The sequence below is a fragment of the Hoylesella enoeca JCM 12259 genome (assembly GCF_000613405.1).
Taxonomy (GTDB): Bacteria; Bacteroidota; Bacteroidia; order Bacteroidales; family Bacteroidaceae; genus Prevotella; species Prevotella enoeca.
The window spans coordinates 1-16,891 of sequence record NZ_BAIX01000032.1; the positions used below are offsets into that span (position 1 = coordinate 1).

Consider the following 16,891-nt stretch of genomic DNA (forward strand, 5'->3'; position numbering starts at 1 on the left):
GGCAAAAAACCGCGGATTTTTTGTTGCCTGACACTCCGGGAAGCAAAAAACCGCGGATTATTTGTTGCCTGACACTCTAGGAAGCAAAAAACCGCGGATTATTTGTTGCCTGACACTCTGGGAAGCAAAAAACCGCGGATTTTTATTACACAAGTAAAAAAAGAGAAGTTTTTAACTGGACAGCAATAATAAACAATTGATTAGTGCACCTGTCGCCTGATCCACTCGCCAACGGCCTCGTAAGCACTGCGCTCCTCCTGATGCTGAGGCTCTGCAAAGGTCATCTTATCCATCTCTTCGCCGAATTGATCGGGGAAAATGATGATGAGATTGGTGCCGGAAAAATGGCGAGTAAGCTCTTCCGGTAAACGTTCTAACGCCGTTTTGTAAGACACGGTGCCCTTACGAGCCGTGACAACGACAAAGAGATGATCTTCGGCAATGGTTCCTGCAAGGCGTGGAAGTTCGTTCCAGTGATCCATTGTGGTGTAATCTACGCGCAGACTCGGGTGCCGATTGCGGACATATTCATTGATGAGTGCCAATGTGTCGGTACGTCCGTGAAACTGAATGCGGCACTCTAAATTGCATGCCACGCGTGAGAGGCGTTCTAACCAGCGGTAAAAGCCCGGTTCGAACTGCGCTCGAGACGGCACAGCTACCTGTATGCGACGAATCGTGTTGAGTGGTTGGCGCAAGCGAACCATCATGATCTGTCGGCTCAATCCATTGAAAAGACTTTGGTGGAATTGTCCCCAAAATCCCGCAGAAACATCTTTGTGCATATGCATTCCGATGATGATCTCGGATGCCTGATACTCTTTGAATGCGTGTTTGATGCCGTTTGCGATATTGGCCGCTATGCGCACTTGTGTCTGCATCATTACATCCGCGGCACTGGCATAACGTGTGAGTTGTTCAAGCAGGCGGCGACCTTTTTCTTGGTTGCTGCGCATCTGTGCGTCGTCATAGATACATTGAGTCCGATCAGTCCGCGTCCGAGTTTCGGATTGCGCATCATGAGAGCCAACGAGATCAAATTCGTGGCATATTCGGGATATTTCACAGGATGAGTATGTTCTCGTCATCGGTCGACTGATCGTTATCCGTCGGCAGCTCTTTGTCTCTAAGCGTTATCCGTCGGGCTGCCCGTTCGGTAACAATAGTCGAAACGACACATGTGAAAAGAATCATCAGGATGACGGCATTCAACACACTGTTATCAATCATGGGTTGTCCGTCGGCCGTTTGTAGGCGCATTCCTACCATAATCATTGCAATCGAACCTGCCGCATGGGCCGAAGTGAGGCCGAACATCATGTGGCCCGACGACAATGGGAGACGAAAACTGAAACTCGAAAGATAGGCAGCAAGGGCTTTTCCCAATGTTCCTGCAACGGTCAAACAGATCAATACCCAAATGATTCCACCCCCTGCAAACAACAATCGCACATTAATAAGCATGCCTACACCAATCAGAAAATAAGGGATGAACAGTGCGTTACCGATAAACTCGATGCGATTCATCAGCGGCGAGATGTGAGGGATATAGCGATTGAGAATCAAGCCCGAAAGGAATGCACCGAGAATGCCTTCTAATTCGATGAGTTCGGCCAGGGCAGCACTCATAAACAGCATTGCCATAATAAATATAAACTGCATCACGGCATCGCTATATCGACGCAGAAACCAGCGTGTAAGCCGCGGAATCAGCAGTATTAATGCGGTACAGAACAATGCAAATTTCAAACCGAACCATATCCAAAAGCCGATGCCTCCGTACTTCTCGGTGATCGCTGTGAGCATTGCCAGCACCACAAGAGCTAAAAACAACGCCAACATCGATGCTCCGACGCTGAGCGAAACACTCGGTTTGCGCTGTAATCCGAAACGTCCCACGATGGGATAAGCAATCAAAGTGTTGGAAGCCATAATACAACTCAACAATAAAGATCGCATCGATCCGTAACCTAAAAGCATCGTACAGGTGAAGTAAGTCAGGCCAAAGGGGATGACAAAAGTGAGAAGTCCGAATGTCAGTAGCTTATATTTGTTTTTTTTCAGCCCTTCATTGTCCATCTCCAAGGCTGCAAGGAACATTATATAGTATAGTCCCACACGGCCGAAAAGCTCAAACGAATTGTCGCGGATGAGTATATTGAGACCGTATTGACCTACGATCACGCCCGCAATAACCATTCCGATGATGTGCGGAATACGTAATTTGCCCATTATAATGGGGGCAGACAAGACGATCAACAGCACTACGAGGAAAATCATTGTCGGACTCGTGATAGGGAGGTAATGTGAGATGTCGGGCATAAAACAATTTGTGAATCGGTTTGAAAGCACAAAGTTGCAAAAAATATATCTATTTCGGATGCGTTTGTTTTAGAAAGTTGTACTTTTGCAAGACATTTTTAGTTCGTTCATTAATTGATAAGCAGATGAAAATAGCGATTATTGGGGCAAGCGGTGCAGTGGGACAAGAGTTTCTTCGCATACTTGCTGAGCGGAATTTCCCGATAGATGAATTGGTGCTTTTCGGTTCGGAGCGCAGTGCTGGACATACATATACCTTTCGAGGAAAAGATTATGAAGTAAAGCTTTTACAGCATAACGACGACTTCAAAGACGTGGATATCGCCTTTGTTTCGGCTGGTGGCGGAACGTCCAAGGAATTTGCAGACACCATTACCAAGCATGGTGCCGTGATGATCGATAATTCCAGCGCTTTCAGAATGGACAAAGACGTGCCCCTTGTGGTGCCCGAATGCAATGCAGAAGATGCACTCGATCGGCCCCGCGGTATTATTGCAAACCCCAATTGTACCACGATTATGATGGTGGTGGTGCTGAAACCATTGGAGAATCTGTCTCACATCAAGCGCATTCACGTAGCAAGCTATCAGAGTGCAAGCGGTGCCGGCGCAGCTGCTATGGCCGAGTTGGAGCAGCAATACAAAGAGATTGTTGAAGGAAAAATGGTCACCGTGAATAAGTTTCCGCATCAGTTAGCTTATAATGTGATTCCGCAGATCGACGCCTTCACCGACACTGGTTATACGAAAGAGGAGATGAAGATGTTTAATGAGACACAAAAAATTCTGCACAGTGATGTGAAATGTTCGGCCATGTGTGTGCGCGTGAGTTCGCTCCGGTCGCATTCCGAAAGTGTGTGGATAGAGACCGAGCGTCCCATCAGCGTCGAAGAAGCTCGCCGGGCCATAGCTTCCGCACCAGGATGCACACTGAAAGACGATCCCGATCATCTCATTTATCCGATGCCTTTGGAGACAGCCGGCAAGGATGATGTGTTTGTCGGTCGGGTGCGTAAGGATTTAGCTGACGACCACGGACTCACGTTTTGGCTCAGTGGAGACCAAATTCGCAAGGGTGCAGCATTGAATGCCGTGCAGATTGCCGAGTATTTGATCAAAGTAGGAGACGTGAAATAGATCTTTATTCACTAAGACCTACACAGCAAGTCTATTCCCATTAGGGACAACAAGGCTTAAAATATGCACAAAAGATTTTGATATGTGCAAAGAAGGTCGTATCTTTGCACATATTTTTGAGATTTGTGCAATGGAATCAATACCCAGCTTTAACTCCTTCGTTGAACAGAGTATCATAAACAATTGGGATTTGGACGCCCTGACAGATTACAAAGGGGCTACGCTACAATATCATGATGTGGCGCGGAAAATCGAGAAACTACATATCCTCTTTGAAAGCAGTGGCGTTGAGAAAGGCGATAAAATCGCAATCTGCGGACGTAATAGTGCGCATTGGGCCGTTACCTTTTTGGCAACGATCGCGTATGGAGCAGTTGTCGTACCGATTCAACATGAATTCACACCGGATCAGATTTATAATATTGTCAATCATTCCGAATCACGCCTTTTATTTGTAGGCGATGTCGTGGCTACACAGATTGATGCGTTGCAGATGCCGACTCTGGAAGGCATCATATATTTGCCCGATTTCTCTTTACTTGAGTCACGCTCAGAAAAGCTCATCTATGCACGCGAACATCTCAATGAAATGTTCGGTCGCAAATATCCTAAATTTTTCCGAAAGGAGCACGTCCACTATCATCAAGATACAGCTGAGGAATTGGCAATAATCAATTACACCAGCGGAACAACAGGTTTCTCCAAAGGTGTCATGTTGCCTTATCGGGCGCTATGGAGCAATATGGACTTCATTAATGAAGCAATCGGTAAGCATCTCACACGAGGGAGTAAAGTGTTAAGCATGTTGCCAATGGCACACATGTATGGCCAACTGGTGGAATTCATCTTTGAGTTTTGCTTCGGCAACCACATTTATTTCCTGACTCGATTACCAAGCCCGTCTCTTATTGCTGAAGCAATTGCCGAGGTAAAGCCGGCTGTGGTAATCTCCGTTCCGCTGATCGTTGAGAAAATCATCCGTAAAAAAGTGTTCCCTATCGTACAGAACAACAAAGTACGACTGCTGATGAATATGCCCGTGATCAACAAGAAAGTGAAAGAGCGTATTTGTGAGACCGTGAAAGAAGCTTTCGGTGGTAATGCATACGAAGTGGTGGTCGGCGGTGCCAGCCTGAATAAAGAGATTGAAGACTTCTTGGTGAATATCGGATTCCCGATCACTGTTGGTTACGGCACAACAGAGACAGCCCCGATGATTACATTCAGCGACTGGACTGATTTCGTACCGGGTTCGTGCGGCACAGTAGTCACCCGAATGGAGGTCAAGGTGGCAAGCCCAGATCCCCAAAACATTCCCGGCGAGATCATTACGAGAGGTCTCAATGTGATGCTGGGCTATTATAAGAATGAAGAAGCCACGCGTAAAGTGATTGATGAAGACGGATGGTTTCATACAGGCGACCTCGGTACGATGAGCGAAGACGGACATATTTTCATCAACGGACGCATCAAGAACATGTTACTCGGTTCGAATGGACAGAATGTCTATCCCGAAGAAATCGAAAACCAATTAAACTCCATGACGATGGTCAACGAAAGCTTAGTCATTCAAGACGGAGAGAGGATCATCGGACTGGTCTATCCCGACTACGAAGAAGCCCGTGTGCTAGATCTCACCGACGAGGATCTGACCGGTATCATGGAACAAAACCGACAGGAACTCAACGAACAGCTACCTCCCTACTGCAAGTTGGCTACCATTCATCTACGCACCGAGGAGTTTGAGAAGACGCCTAAGAAAAGCATTAAGAGATACTTATACAAAAACGTTTAAATCGAATAATTATATGGAACAAACACCTAGTTTCAACAAACTGATCGAGGAAAGCATTATCAACAATTGGGATCGCGATGCTCTCTCAGATTATAAAGGCATCACATTGCAATATCACGATGTAGCCCGCAAGATCGAAAAACTTCACATCTTATTCGAAAATAGCGGCATACAACGAGGTGACAAGATCGCCCTCTGCGGCCGTAATAGTGCCAACTGGGCAGTGGCTTTCCTCGCTACACTCACTTATGGAGCTATTGCCGTGCCTATCCTACACGAATTCACGGCCGAGCAGGTGCACAACATTGTCAATCACTCCGAAGCCAAATTGCTCTTCGTGGGCGATGTCGTAGCCACCACGATCGATGGAACCAAGATGCCGGGGCTGGAAGGAATCATCTATATTCCCGATTACTCGCTGGTCATATCGCGCACCGACCAACTGACCTTTGCCCGAGAGCATCTCAATGAGATGTTTGGCAAGAAATACCCCAAGTATTTCCGCAAAGAACACATACATTACTACATTGATCATTCGTCCGACCAATTGGCTATGATCAACTATACCAGTGGAACCACCGGATTCTCCAAAGGTGTGATGATTCCTTACCGAGCATTATGGAGCAACTTCGACTTTGCCATCCATGTGCTTGGTGATAAGATCCATCCCGGCGACAACATCATCAGCATCTTGCCCATGGCCCACATGTATGGAATGGCATTCGAATTTATCTTCGAATTTCTTTCGGGCTGCCATATTTTCTATCTCACCCGCATCCCAAGTCCGGCCATCATCGCACAGGCCTTTGCCGATGTCCGACCTGCTGTCATCATCGCAGTGCCCCTGATCATCGAGAAGATCATCCGCAAGAAAGTATTCCCCAAAATTCAGAACAATGGGATGCGACTATTACTCAATATGCCGGTCATCAGCAAGAAAGTTAATCAGAAAATTTGTGAACAAGTGTCCGAACCTTTGGCGGCCACTTTTATGAAGTCATCATCGGCGGTGCCGCCTTCAATCGCGAGGTGGAAACATTCTTACACAAGATCGGGTTCCCCTTCACGGTCGGCTATGGAGCCACCGAATGTGCACCGATCATTGCGTATGCCGACTATCAGACCTTCATACCCGGATCGTGCGGCCGCCCTGTCATCCACATGGAGGTGAAAATAGACAGCCCCGATCCAGCCAACGTGCCAGGCGAGATATTGGCACGAGGACTGAATGTGATGCTCGGCTATTACAAAGACGAAGAAGCCACACGGACCACCATCGACCCCGAGGGGTGGTATCATACGGGCGATTTGGGCACGATGGACGACCAGGGCAATATCTTCATCAAGGGGCGTTCCAAGAATATGCTTCTCGGCGCCAGCGGGCAGAACATTTACCCGGAGGAGATCGAGGACAAACTCAATTCCATGGCCATGGTCACTGAGAGCGTTGTCATCCAAAGCGGCGAGAAACTCATCGGGCTGGTTTATCCCGACTTCGAGGAAGCCAAGACCATGGGATTCTCCAATGAAGATCTCACCAACATCATGGAGCAGAATCGCCAAGCTCTCAATGCCGTGCTTCCCGCTTACAGCAAGCTGTCGAGCATCCACCTTTACGACGAAGAGTTTGAGAAAACGCCCAAGAAGAGCATCAAACGCTATCTGTATCAAGACAACAATTAGCATGCATCGTTACACCTAACCGCTGGGTAGCTCTCTACCCAGCGAATGTGTCCTCTCCTGCCCAACAGCTGGGTAAGAGAGGACACATTCGTTGGGTACGATAGAAGCATAAATGCAAGCATGCGGCGCCTTTCAAGCACGCGACATCCGATACAGCTTCCGCACATAATGCACCGCGGCGTAAACACAACCGATGAGCAAATAAATCAAGACCAATTGTAGCCGACTGATTCGAATCCCCTCAATGCTGGCACCCGGCCACGCTGCAATATGTGAGACACCGCCATTCAGCCACCGGGCGACAGTCAGAACAAACGTGGCAAGCAATCTTTCCACAACGGCGAACGGCGAGAGTGCAAACATGGCAAGCACTGAATAGAGAATCAGCATGGCGGCGGGGATGACCAGGAAGTTAGTCAGCAGAAAATAACAAGAATATCGACCGAAGTAATACATCACCAGCGGAGCCGTCCCCACTTGTGCCGCGACAGACACGACGATCATCGACCACACCCATTTCACTATGCGCGACGATATCCACAACCGCTCGAGCAGCAATCCATAGAGCGGTTGAAACAAGATGAAGATGGCCATCACGGCCGCAAATGAGAGTTGGAAACCAATGTCCCAGAGAGTGAGCGGGTTGGCAACGAGCATCACAATAGCCGCCAACGACAAAGCATTGACCGACATGCGAGCCCTACCCAGCAGCGATGCAACGGCATAGATGGAGAGCATCACGGCCGCACGGACCACCGATGACGGCATACCCACCAAGATTACATAACTCCAAATGCTGCTGAGCACCACACCTTGGCTCGCCACGCGCCACCGACGATGCGGGAACAGCAACGTGAGAAAGGCATAGATGATGCCCAAATGGAGTCCCGAGAGTGCCAGCACATGCGATGCCCCCGAAACAGAATAGGCCTCTTTCACCTCGCGGGTCAACCCGCTTTTATCCCCCAATGTCATTGCCGCAACCACCGACAGCGCTTCGCCCTCGATGCCGCAATGTCTCAAACGGTCTGCTAACCGTTGCCGCAGACGCAACGCCGAGAGTCTGGTCTGTTCCCATTCTGACAATGAAGATAGATCGGCCGGCTCTTGCTGCCACTGTGTATAATAAATGAATGTTTCGGCGACAAAGCCATGCACTTGCAGCCAACGTACGTAATCGAAATGCGAATCGGCAGCATACCCCACAGGATGAACCAAAACGGAACGCGCCGTGAGTCCGCTCCCCACATCCAATTGCCTATATCTGCCCGCCACGGTGTCACGCAGCAAAGTCGCTTTCACACGCAAAGGACGCCTGCACGGGCTACCCTCGCAATGCGTGATCAGCATATCGAATCTGATAACTTTCCCTCTCACGACCGGCCGACTGATGACAACCGCCTGATATTCCACTTCATCATCGGGCAGCACGATCCGCAGTTGCGCCTCTTTCAGTGTCGTGATCCAAGCCCCGAGAACAAAGACGGCAGCATAGATCAGACAGGTTTCCGTTACCGGCTTAAACCGCGTAAAGCATAGCGGAACCAACATTGCGCCCAGCATCGAAAGCCATATCCACACCGGAAGTCTGTCCCCCACTCCGTCGCCCGCCACGACACCCAAGACCAATGCGATGGCAATGCGCAACAAAGGGAACAACTGAATCTTTCCATTCGTATCCATTCGGCTTAGATAATGCGGTTAGGCTGCAAATATACGAAGAAAAATCAGGACCGACGCCCGTCACACCGCAATTTATTACGCAGGAGTTTAAACTTCAAACCTCCCTCATATGTACTCCTATGTCCATTAACCACAAAATGGTGGATAAAAGACAAGATGTGCCAAAAAGTTTTGTCTAACTTTTTGGCACATTACTTTTAATACATCCTCCAAAGAAAATTCCTCTGGCTTGTATAAATAATTACAAATATCCTACAAAGATTTATCTACGTCCTCCTCCAAAATGAAATGTTGGAATAGATTTGTCGGGAGCTTCCTGTATAATCTTTGCTCCAATCCAACCATCCCCATCTCTCGTATAAACTATACCTTCACAAAAGAATATTTCTGGTGATCCTAAAAAATCATTATTAGAAATATTAGGTTTTACTTTTATATTTGAATTGGAACCTCCAAAGTTGATAGTTACTCCTAAGACAATATTTCTATAATATTTAAGGAACGTATCATGTATTCTGTAACCTCCTCCATTCCACGTAATATCATTACTAAAGAAACTATACACAGCTCTGTCGTTCTCAGAAAAGAATTGTATCTGTTTCCCAGAATTACTTGTATCCAATCCAGAGAAGAAGTTTATTCCCTTATTTACCAAAAAATGGTCAAGTCTCTCTGCTATTTTTTCTGAAGCTTTACCCTCTCCCAATATATTATAGACACTTTCTCCTATAATAGGAATAATATAGGGACTCTTTGTGGGATTTCCATTATACTCTGTATTCCACCTATTCTCTATTCCACCTTTAAAATTCTTTGTAGCTTCAGCATAGGTTGTGAATTTGTGATTGGTAAGCTCTGCCATTGATTTTGTAATTTAGCCTTACCAAAATTCATAAAGTCATTAAAAGCCGGTTCTTTTATTTGTTGTCTCACAATCAGTGAAGAAAGACCATAATAAATACCATCACCCCAATTTTTCATTCTTCCCCATTTCAAACCATGCCAAAGTTTTTTCATTACTTTGCAATCAAGGCCAATGGAGACTCCGAACACATAATCATATCTGTATAAAGACACATATAGTTTCCTACGTGAATTTGAACTGAACCTAATCTTTGTATGATTGAGGTAATGGGGAGAAAATCTGATTATCTTATCCACAAGATGAACCTTAACAGCTCCTACGACAGGAAATTTCTCCACATCTTCTCTCGTAAGTTCATCACGGGAAGCGGACCTCGTTGCAGACTGATTAGGTATAACAACATCGTTTTCATCTTCGTCGAAATATTCCTCATCATCTATTGGATTAGAAGATTTATTATTCCATGTTCCAAAGGTGTCTTTCAACTTTACATTGCCTAATTGCTTCATACTTTCAGTAACATTAGTAAAGTTTTCAACCTTAGCAACAGCCTTCTCTAACTCTTCCTTGTTAGAACTGTGAGTAAAGAATGTACCATCCTTTGTTATACGATACAATGTATCATTAACAACAATCTCTAAATCTTTATTCAAAAAATGTCGAAACTTCTCATCAGGTACAAGAAACCCTATTTGTTCAGCATTAAAGTCTGTTTCTGAAGAATTTTTATAGGCATTGTCGGCAGATGGGAAAGAATTCGAAACTCTTGTTGCAAATTCTTTCGTTACATCATAGTTGTCTAGGGCTTTCTTAAAATCATCTTTACTGTCAAAAGACATGATTTCAGTGGATACAGTCTCATTAGATTTCTTGGTCTCTTTTCCCACCTGCTCAGCAATATCCCCTGAATTACAAGCGCACACAAATAATCCGACAGAAACTGTCAGTAAGTAATTTCTCATTCTCATACGTATTTATTTATTAAAAATTATATCCAAAGCTTATATAAGGATAGATTACGGCCGCACGATCGACACCATGATCATTCCGTCCCAGTTGGTCATGTCTTCCCAAAGCTACGCCAGGGTTAAGTCCGGCACGTACCATAATCCCCTTTTTAGGTTGAAAACGATAACCAAGATCTATAAAGCCAAAGGTTCCGGACCTGTCGTATTGAACCTCTCTTCCACCTTTGTCATGATATGTACAACTGTAAATGCCATAACTTATCCCTATACCGACCTCTGCATGGTGTTTTCCACCACCTATAAGATAATTTACGGCTATTGGAAAGCTCCATCCGCTTGTTCTCTCAGGGGCAGATTCAAAGAAACTTTGAGAATTGGAATGGGTGTAAGCAATGCCGACTCTTCCTCCCCAGTTCGTGTGGTCATTGAAACGAGTATCATAGTGAATCCCCAACGTGGTGGATGCACCAAATAATTCTAGAAACAAGCCTTGTTCACGCTGTGCATATGCAGAATTACTTATAATAAGTAACATTGATACGACGATTATTTTATTCCAAGTCATAAGTAAGATAAAAAAGTGAGTGCAAAGTTAAGCAAAAAAATATGTATTATTTAGGCTTCACTTTATTTAACATTCAATTAATTGGTACATTAAACCTCCCTCATGTGTCCCCCTACTACCTGTCAACCACAAGTCCTATGGTGCTGGGGCAGCGCCATAGGACTTGTGGGGCAGCACTCCCATGGTTCTTATTCGGGACTAAAAGAGCGCATTATTTTTCAAAAAAGAATTATCAGGCATCCGTTTGTCAAATTATTAAATCAACATTATTATTCATCTTATACTTCTATCATTCGACAACCTGTTGAGATAACAATTATTGGGTAAAGAATATACTGCTCAACGGCTTCATAGTTATGAATTTCACTATTTTTGGGTATTGTCTACCTCTACGCTTTTTAATAGTTTTGCACATCGTTAAATGGATCTGACGATTAAAGACAAGATCTACATATATCTGAGAGATTGGATAACAAATCAAAACAAAATAAATAGAATGATGAAAAAGTTACTTTTCGCTCTCACCCTGTTGATAACAAGCATCTGTGGCGCAGAAGCCAAGAATGCACTTGTTGTGATTGCTCATGGTTCGCCGATGGAGAGTTGGCGCAAACCCGTTTTAAACCTCGAAGGAATCGTTCGGAACAAAATGAAGACCGCCCAATTGAAAGGTATCGACTATGTTCGTGTGGCCATGATGGAATACACCGAACCGTCGGTGGCCTCGGTTATCAAAGATTGTGAAGCGCAAGGCGTAGACTCTATTTTCGCTTTGCCGCTATTCATGGCGCCGTCAAGTCACACCGAAGAGGATCTACCGAATATCCTTGGACAGAAATACAATCCTTATGTGCGCGAGGAACTGGCAGAAGAGAAAACAGAACTGGTGAAGAGCCGTACACCGATTGTGCTCGGTCCCACCTTTTATTATAGCAATGTTTTGGAAGAATCCATGATGGGACGAATCAAAAGCCTTTCGAAAGATCCCGCCAATGAAGCCGTGATCCTCCTCGCGCATGGCGATAACGAGCGCATCGGTTTTTGGACGAATATCTTGCAGAATGTGGGGAAATACATCAAAGAGCATAGCAAGATTACTTACACCGACGGAAAACTTATCGAGATGGGACACAACTTCAATGTCAAACTCATGCCACTCTTAGAAAAAGCAGCTCAAGCCAAGAAGCGCATCATCGTGCAAGGCATCTATCTCACATCAGATGTGAAGCGAATGGCAGATCACTATAAGATGAGTGAGCAACAAGCTGCACTGGTGAAAGGCCGTGGTGTGGAAATCGTTTACAGCCCCGAGGGCATTCTTCCGGCTTCAACCGATCTCGTAGCCGATTGGGTTGTGGAACAGACAAAGCTGTGGCTGCATAGCGCAAGATAAGGAAACAGAAGGTCATGAGGAGTTTCAGAACAACTGTTCTGTTGGTAGTCGGCTTGCTGTTTGCCGTTTCTCTCCGATGCCACGGTCAGGAAAACAGACTGTTCGGCTATGTAACTGATGTGCAAAATGAGCCTTTGGTGGGTGTGACTGTCCGTGTGACAGGCACCCACTCAATTGCTGTGACGGATATAAATGGACGTTATCAGCTCGGCGGACCCTGGAAACAAGGAGCAGAGATCGTGTTCTCCTACATCGGCTATGCCCCTAAACGGGTGAAATATAGCGGGCAGGGACAGCTCAATGTCAAACTGTCTGAGAACGCCAAGAATTTAGGTGAGGTGGTGATCAAAGCCAAGAGCAATATCAATGCCATTGACCTGCGCGCCAAGTCGGGTGTCGTGGAGAATGTAGATATGAAGCGACTCACCGAGAAACCTATGATCGACATGGGATTGGCACTGCAAGGTATGGTGCCGGGATTGAACATCATCAATACGGGTGAGTTGGGATCGGCCCCACAGATACGTATCCGTGGCAACTCTTCACTACGCCGTGGCAATGAAACCAACGAACCACTATATGTGCTTGACGGACAGATTATCTCGGCAGAAACATTCTATAATCTCAACCCGCAAGATATCAGTAGTATTAAAGTATTGAAAGACGCAGCTGCTTGTGCGCTTTATGGTGTGAAAGCCGCCAATGGCGTACTTGAAATTGCATCTCAACGCGGGTATCAAGGCAAGACAACCGTAACCTACGGAATGGATTTCGGTATCACTGCACGTGGTAGACGAGGCGTGAAGATGATGGATTCGGCAGAGAAGTTAGAACTCGAACGTTTGCTGCAAAATCCTGCCGCTCCGGGATATAGATTCAGTCGGGACTTCTATGAGAAATATCATGCCACTGATCCAAATAAAGAACAGCTCATCAGAGAAGGTGAACAAAAACTCGATGAGCTTCGAAATACGCACACGGATTGGTTTAAGGAGCTTATCCGCAATAACATTTATCAGAAACACAGCATCGGTATCAAGGGCGGGAACAATGTTACCACTTATTATATCTCGGGTAATTACACCTACCAAGGAGGCAGAATGGAAGGTAACAACAAGCAACGTTTCAACGTGAGAATGAGCTTAGACCAACGGATCGGGAAGTTAGGTTATCTGATGTTGGGTGTCAACGGTGGTTATGCCAAGAGTAAAACGCCCAACGGTACGACATTTGATCCCACATCGTTAGTTTATAATCTCAATCCTTACGAACGTAAGACGGGTAGTCTATATTCCTATCCCAACCATACATATAATGATTTGATCCATCAATACAACAGTGATTCGAGCGATAAAAACGCCGGTGTAAGTGCTAATCTCACCCTGAATCCCTTAGCAGGATTGACAGTTGCGTATGTTGCCGGACTCGATATTCTTCTGGGGGAAGATCATCGTTTTACGCCTGCTTCTGCTTACTCAGAGTCTAATACAGGTGTACCGGAGTTAGCACGAGGCATTTATAGTCGTACGAAGGCCACCACAACGAATCTGTCGAGTAATCTCCGCGCCACCTACAATCATACGTTCGGCGAAGTGCACGACCTAACATTGGGAGCCAATATGGACTATTATCTATTTAACTACGATGCTGTCGGTATAACAGGGTACGGTGTTGGTAATGTCGATTCGCCATCAGCCATCAACCGCTCCCTTCACGGTTATCGCCAACCGGAAGTTAGGAATCCTCGTGACAAGAATGCACAACTGGTATCGGAGTTGTTGCAGGCTACACATTCAACGAACTTTACGACCTATATCTCACCTACAAGGCCGACGCTTCATCCGTTTTACCCCGAGATAAGCGATGGAACAGAGCCTGGGCTGCCGGTATTGGATGGACACCCACTAATTATGCATGGTTGAAAGACAATAAAGTGCTTACCCGACTCAATCTGAAAGCCTCGTATGGAGTTACTGCTAACCTCAACGGAGTCACCGCATCGAGCACTGTCGGCACCTTTGCTTTCTCAGAACAGGCATACGAAACAAGTCGATCCTTAGCTTTGCTCTCCCTCTATAACAAAGACTTGAAAGCCGAACAGAATAGAGCCACCGATATCGGAATGACCTTGGAGCTATTCAAGCGTGTCACCTTGGATGTGAATTGGTATAACCGGCGCACCGAACAAGCGCTACTCGATGTGCCCATCCCCACAAGTACGGGTTTTACCACATTGAAACGAAACATCGGCGTGCTACAAAACAGAGGTATCGAAGCAGGTATCAATGCCCGGCTTATCGATACTTACGATTGCCGTTTGAATCTCGGTGCCAACATTGCATATAACAGTAACAAAGTGATCAGTCTCTATTGGACAGATAAATTGTACTTAGACGAGCAGTCTTTGTTACCAAATTACGAAGTCGGAAAGGCTTATGATATGCTTTACGGAGCACATTCGTTAGGCATTAATCCACTGACAGGTTATCCGGTGTTTCTTACTCCGAATGGAAAAGAGAAACAAGGAACGGAGCCTTTGACCCGAGACGATTTCGTTTCGCTCGGACATCTTACCCCACCTTACTCCGGTAGCTTCAACGCGAACTTCTCTTACAAGTCATTCGACTTCGACATCTCTTTTTATTATGTATTTGGCGGCAAGCAGAGATTCAATTATCAATACGTGCGAAATCGCGATCAAGCAATCTATAATGCTGTTTCCGGACAGACGGAAAGGATGTGGTTCAAGCGTGGAGATGAAAACAAAGAATATTGGACACCGTTCTACACACAGACGACAGCAGAAGAAAACCTTGCACTTTATCCTAACTCACGGACCGTTGGCAATAGCGACTATCTCAAACTATCGAGTATGTCCATCCGTTATCGTATTCCCTCCAATGCGCTTCATAAGGTGTTGCCTTTCATTCAATATGCCAATGTAGGGCTACAAGGATCCAATCTCTTTACATGGACAGCTTACAAAGAATCAGATCCGGAGAGTGGCAAACTCGCAGGAACAATTCAGCCCGTCTTTACATTCCATGTAAACCTCACTTTTTGATCATCTTTCGTTATGCTGAAACAAATTATCATATATATAGTAGGTGTGGGATTAGGCTTCATCTCACTTGCTTCCTGTTCGCTGAACATTCCTCCGCAGGATCAATTTTCAGATCCCGATGCGATCAACAACGTTGAGAATGCGCGTTCATTGCTGGCTTCTGCTTATCTCTCTTACCCACATCATGAATACGAACTATCAGTGCTGGGCAACGATTTTTGTCCCACTTCCGTTTCGATCAAAGACATTTCCGCACTCAATCTCTATAATTGGGAAGACAAGGAGATTAGCAAACAGGCACCGACGATATGGCTGGGATATTACAACACCATCTCTTCGTGCGATGCTTTACTTGAAAGGTTGGCGCAAGTAATGGTTAATACCACGATGAAAACGCAACAGAAACAAGCTGTCGAGGCTGAAACCAAAACGTTGAAAGCGCTTTGTTACTTCCAGCTTCTGCGCCTTTTCGCCCCAGCTTACGATCGAAATCCGGAAGCAGACGGTGTTATCATTAAAAAATTCTTGGGTTTGGAGACTAACAAAAGATCATCGATCAAAGCATGTGTAACCTATATCCGCCAATTACTGACCGATGCCGAACAAGTGGAAAACCGTCCCGAGCGCAATGGTTGGCTATCACAAACCGCCACAAAATATCTTTTAGCAGATCTCGCTCTTTACAGTTCGGATTATTCCGAAGCCATTCGCTATGCCGAACAAATCATCGCTCAAGCAGACAATAGTTATTTCACTGCCGATGGATTCAATCGACTTTGGATGGGAGAAACCTTTAAAGGTCGTATTTTTGCATTCAATACAACAAGTCAAGTATATGCTTCCATCCAGTATTCAAACACAGAAGGCGACTATTTCGCACTTAATCCCACGCTTAATTTCGATGACTCGGATGTGCGCAAAGCATCTTCTGCCTATCCGTTTACGATGGATGGCGCAGTGAGAATCCTTTTGGGAAAATACAACAAGAATAATAAAGAAAGCAAAACCACGTCGTATATCAACGTGATTCGCTATGCAGGAGCTTTCTATATCGCCGCGGAAGCCTATTGTAGAATAGGTAACACCGAGGCGGCTCGCACTTTGATCAACCGCTATTGGAAGCTAATCGGCATAGAAGAAGCTCCTGTTGGTATCACTTCGGATGCTTTGCTCAATCGCATTTTGCTGGATAAGCAACGCGAGTTTGTGGGTGAAGGCATCAATTTCTTCGATTTGAAACGCACGCATACACAGCCTTTGGTGCGCTTATCACGCTGGGGAACGGCGTCGAGTGCCAGTATCTCAGCCGATGATTATCGGTGGACATTCCCCATTCCACGGACTGAATACCGCTTCAACGATAATGTAAGCCAAAACGAAGGTTGGCCAATCAACAAGTAATATTTAAACAGAAAGA

8 protein-coding genes and 3 pseudogenes are annotated in these 16,891 nt (G+C 45.7%); 6 read left to right on the forward strand and 5 right to left on the reverse strand.

Annotated elements, in window-relative coordinates; genetic code table 11:
- Positions 1-200: 200 nt before the first annotated feature.
- Positions 201-2,322, reverse strand: a pseudogene (locus JCM12259_RS14780) (cation:proton antiporter domain-containing protein).
- 125 nt (positions 2,323-2,447) lie between these two features.
- On the opposite strand from JCM12259_RS14780, the gene JCM12259_RS09150 reads away from it, so the two are divergent.
- From JCM12259_RS09150 to JCM12259_RS14785, 3 genes and pseudogenes are all read left to right on the forward strand, one after another.
- The gene (locus tag JCM12259_RS09150) at positions 2,448-3,458 is read left to right on the forward strand and encodes an aspartate-semialdehyde dehydrogenase (RefSeq protein ID WP_025066235.1); all 1,011 of its coding nucleotides are present in this window, start codon (positions 2,448-2,450) and stop codon (positions 3,456-3,458) included.
- Positions 3,459-3,588: 130 nt separating this feature from the next.
- On the forward strand, positions 3,589-5,253 hold the full coding sequence (locus JCM12259_RS09155; RefSeq protein WP_025066236.1) for an AMP-binding protein: 1,665 nt from the start codon (positions 3,589-3,591) through the stop codon (positions 5,251-5,253).
- 13 nt (positions 5,254-5,266) lie between these two features.
- Positions 5,267-6,936, forward strand: a pseudogene (locus JCM12259_RS14785) (AMP-binding protein).
- Positions 6,937-7,068: 132 nt separating this feature from the next.
- Here the strand turns inward: JCM12259_RS14785 and JCM12259_RS09165 are convergent.
- The 4 genes from JCM12259_RS09165 to JCM12259_RS09180 all read right to left on the reverse strand — a co-directional run bounded on the left by JCM12259_RS09165 (position 7,069) and on the right by JCM12259_RS09180 (position 11,017).
- The gene (locus JCM12259_RS09165) at positions 7,069-8,619 is read right to left on the reverse strand and encodes a ComEC/Rec2 family competence protein (RefSeq protein ID WP_025066237.1); all 1,551 of its coding nucleotides are present in this window, start codon (positions 8,617-8,619) and stop codon (positions 7,069-7,071) included.
- A 262-nt stretch (positions 8,620-8,881) separates the two neighbouring features.
- On the reverse strand, positions 8,882-9,481 hold the full coding sequence (locus tag JCM12259_RS15875; protein ID WP_025066238.1) for a hypothetical protein: 600 nt from the start codon (positions 9,479-9,481) through the stop codon (positions 8,882-8,884).
- Complete coding sequence (locus JCM12259_RS14790) at positions 9,412-10,446, reverse strand: hypothetical protein (protein WP_025066239.1); 1,035 nt, start codon at positions 10,444-10,446, stop codon at positions 9,412-9,414. Before JCM12259_RS14790 ends, JCM12259_RS15875 begins: the two co-directional genes overlap by 70 nt.
- Before the next feature lie 19 nt (positions 10,447-10,465).
- A complete protein-coding gene (locus tag JCM12259_RS09180) occupies positions 10,466-11,017 on the reverse strand; it encodes a hypothetical protein (RefSeq protein WP_025066240.1) in 552 nt (183 codons plus the stop codon).
- A 496-nt stretch (positions 11,018-11,513) separates the two neighbouring features.
- Here JCM12259_RS09180 and JCM12259_RS09185 point away from each other — a divergent pair, with 496 nt between their 5' ends.
- The 3 genes and pseudogenes from JCM12259_RS09185 (at position 11,514) to JCM12259_RS09195 (ending at position 16,875) form a co-directional block, all read left to right on the forward strand.
- Entirely contained in the window at positions 11,514-12,410 is an 897-nt protein-coding gene (locus JCM12259_RS09185; RefSeq protein ID WP_025066241.1) for a sirohydrochlorin chelatase, read from the forward strand.
- A 14-nt stretch (positions 12,411-12,424) separates the two neighbouring features.
- Positions 12,425-15,474: pseudogene (locus tag JCM12259_RS14795) on the forward strand (SusC/RagA family TonB-linked outer membrane protein).
- 12 nt (positions 15,475-15,486) lie between these two features.
- Positions 15,487-16,875, forward strand: a complete 1,389-nt coding sequence (locus tag JCM12259_RS09195) for a RagB/SusD family nutrient uptake outer membrane protein (RefSeq protein ID WP_025066242.1) — start codon at positions 15,487-15,489, stop codon at positions 16,873-16,875.
- Positions 16,876-16,891 lie beyond the last annotated feature (16 nt).